The sequence below is a fragment of the Mycobacterium sp. TH-M15 genome, from assembly GCF_057473705.1.
The window spans coordinates 1-3466 of record NZ_JBYCLB010000247.1; the positions used below are offsets into that span (position 1 = coordinate 1).

Below are 3466 nucleotides of genomic sequence, written 5' to 3' on the forward strand. Positions count from 1 at the left end.
CATCACCATCGCCGACGCGTTCCTGAAGGCCAACCTGATCCGGTCGGCGCTGGTGGTCAGCGGTGAGTACATCACCCACATCACCGAGACCGCGCAGAAGGAGATCGAGGGCCCGCTGGACCCGCGGCTGGCCTGCCTGACCGTCGGCGACGCCGGCGCGGCGGTGGTGCTGGAGCGCGGCGCCAACGACCGGGTCGGCTTCCACGACATCGACATGGCCACGCTGAGCGAGTACGCCAAGCTGTGCATCGGCAAGGCCACCGACAGCGAGCACGGCGGCGCGATCATGGTCACCGACTCGGTGAAGCAGACCGCGGTGGCGGTGAAGCACTCGGTGCCGTTCGTCGCCGGGGTGATGGCCCGGCACGGCTGGACCCCGGAGACCTGCGACCACCTGCTGATGCACCAGACCTCGGAGGCGTCGATCAACGACGCGATCCGGGCCATCAACGGGCTGCTCGGCCGGCAGGCGGCCAGCCGCAACAACACCATCTGCAACCTGGCCGAGCGGGGAAACACCGCCACCACAACGCATCTGGTGGCGCTGGTCGACTACATCCAGAGCAACCGGATCAACTCCGGGGACAACGTCGTGTTCTCGATCACCGGCTCCGGGCAGACCGTCGGCACCGCGCTGTACACCTTCGACGACCTGCCGGACCGGATGCGCCGGGACGGGGAGGCCAAGCACGGCCGCGGCGGCGGCACCGCCCCCAATGGCCGCCGGGAGCTGCCGGCGATCCCCCGGGTGCGCATCGACAGCGTCGGCATCGCCCCGGCGACCGGCCCCGAGCCGCCGAGCTCGATCCGGTTCGCCACCGAGGCGGCGGCGGCCTGCCTGGACCGCAGTGACATCGACCGCTCGGCGCTGGGCCTGATCATCCACACCGGCGTGTACCGCGACGACTTCCTGAGCGAACCGGCGGTGGCCGCCCTGGTCGCCGGCGAGATCGGCATCAACGCGGTGGTGAACTCCGCCGACGGGCCGAAGACGCTGGACCTGGACATCCTCAACGGCGCGGTCGGCTTCCTCAACGCCTGCCACGTGGCGGCCGGGATGATCGCGGCCGGCAAGACCGGGCACGCGATGGTGCTGGCCTCGGAGGTGGAGAACAACCCGGTGGACAGCGGCTGGCCGCGCACCGGCATCACCGAGACCGGCTCGGCGATCCTGCTCAGCCTCAGCGACGGCCCGGAAGGGTTCGGCCGCTTCGTCTTCCAGCACCACCCGGAGTACCGCTCTGCGGTGAGCACCTACACCCAGCCGGCAGCCGGCCACACCCGGCTGCAGGTCGAGCGTGACCCCAACCTGGCGGGCATCTACCTGAGCTGCCTGCCGGACGCCGCAAAGGAGCTGCTGGCACTGGAGGGGCTCGCCCCGGCCGACGTCGCGGTGGTGCTGCCGCCGGCGCTGCCGTCATCGGGTCTGGACGAGCTGGCTGCCCAGATCGGCATCCCCCGGTCGCGCTTCGTCGACCTGGTTGCCGACGGGCTGACCACCGACCCGTTCACCTCCGCGGTCCCCTACGGACTGGAGCACGTCCGGGCGCACGGGCTGGCGCAGCCCGGCGACGTCGCCCTGATCCTGACCATCGGATCGGGTGTCGAAGTCGGCTGCACCACTTACCGTTTCTGACTACCATTTCCGGCTGTGATGCTGGCGTTCGTGACCGGGGGAACCGGGTTCGTCGGATCAAACCTGGTCGCAGGTTTGGTTCAGCGGGGAGTTGCGGTGCGGGTCCTGCACCGGGCGACGTCGTCGCGGACGGCACTCGAGGGGCTGCAGTATCAGTCCTGCCCGGGTGACGTGCTCGACAGTGTCGACCAGCTGGCCGCCGCGATGACGGGCTGCAGCTGGGTGTTCCACACCGCGGCGATCTCCGACTACTGGCGGTATCGCGGATGTAAGAAGCTGTACCGCACCAACATCGACGGCACCCGCAACGTGCTTGCGGCCGCGCTGCGGGCCGGTGTGGAACGGTTCGTCCTGACCAGCTCGATTGGGGCGCTGGGCGTTCCGGCGTCTGGACGCCAGCTCACCGAGGACGACCGGTTCAACCTGCCGCCGCGCCGGTTCCCGTACGGCCACAGCAAGCACTTCGCCGAAGCCGCACTGCAGCAAGCGGTCGCCGATGGGCTGCCGGCGGTGATCGTCAATCCGTCGGTGGTGATCGGACCGCGCGATGTCAACCGGATCAACAGTGCGATGATCACCGAGGCGACTCGCGGGACGCTGCGGATCGCGCCACCGGGGGGAACCAATTTCGTCGCCGCCGGCGACGTGGTGTCCGGGCACATCGCGGCCGCCGAGCGCGGCCGTCTCGGCGAGCGCTACATCCTGGCCGGCGAAAACCTCAGCTTTCGCGACGCGTTCGCAGCGGTGTGTGAGATGGTTGACCGGCCACCGCCGCGGGTCGTCCTGCCCCGGTGGACGATACCGGTCGCGGCATCCGCGGTGGCGGCCGCGCGGACGGTGGTCGGACCCCGATTACCGATCGACGCGAAACAGATGCGGTTGTCGTCGCTGGCCATCTACGCTGACGGCGGGAAGGCGAGAAAGGAGCTGGGCGTGCCGCTCACACCGTTCCGCACCGCCATTCGGGACGCTTGTGATTGGTATGTCGACCACCATTACCTGGAACCCCTCGGACGTCGGCGTTGATGCCGGTTGCCGGCCGGCGTGATCGGGGGGCACGCCGATGAGCTGCGAGGGGACAGGCGAATGCGGATGCTGATCACCGCCGTTCGGGACCTGCAGTGGCGGAAGCGGCGGTTCGTGACCGCCATCTTCGGCACCGGCATGGTGTTCGCGCTGACGCTGATTCTGACCGGTCTCGCCCACGGTTTCCGGGTCGAGGGCGAGCGGGTGGTCGACTCGATCGGCATCGACGACTACCTGATCAAGGACAGCGCGGTGGGACCTTTCATGGGCTCGTCCCGGTTCCCGGAGGCGGAGGCGCAGAAGGTCGCCCGGATCCCCGGTGTCGAGTCGGCGGTCCCGGTGGTCTACGGCAACACGATCATGCAGGACCAGGCTTCGCCGGAGAACGTCAACGTGTACGGGCTGCCGGCCGACGGGACGGCTATGCCGCCGATCATGTTCGGCCGGGCGCCGGCGAAACCCGACGAGGCCGCCGTCTCCACCACCCTCAAGCGGTCGATCGGCGACGAGATAGACATGGCCGGGACGAAGCTGACGGTGGTCGGTCTGATCGACAAGTCGACCACCCTGGCCGGCCAGCCCAACGCCTTCCTGACCGTGCGGGGCGCCCAGAAGCTGATGTTCTCCGGGCAGCCGGTGATCTCGGCCGTCGGCCTGCGCGGCCTGCCGAGCACCGTCCCGGACGGGTATCGGATCGTGGACCGGCACGGCGCGGTCGACGACATGGTGCGCCCGCTGCACGGGGCCCAGCTCGCCATGTCCTACATGGCGGTGCTGCTGTGGGGGGTGGCGGCGCTGATCGTC

At 69.5% G+C, this 3466-nt stretch carries 3 protein-coding genes; all 3 read left to right on the forward strand.

All coding sequences use genetic code 11. From position 1 onward, the window contains the following. On the forward strand, positions 1-1636 hold a 1636-nt coding region (locus AC2VNT_RS05875; protein WP_486945960.1), incomplete at its 5' end, for a 3-oxoacyl-[acyl-carrier-protein] synthase III C-terminal domain-containing protein. Positions 1637-1654: 18 nt separating this feature from the next. After that, positions 1655-2662 (forward strand): NAD-dependent epimerase/dehydratase family protein, encoded by a 1008-nt coding sequence (locus tag AC2VNT_RS05880; RefSeq protein WP_486945962.1) that lies wholly within the window; start codon positions 1655-1657, stop codon positions 2660-2662. A gap of 66 nt (positions 2663-2728) precedes the next feature. Continuing rightward, positions 2729-3466 (forward strand): ABC transporter permease (locus AC2VNT_RS05885; RefSeq protein WP_486945961.1); only part of this gene is annotated, 738 nt, incomplete at its 3' end.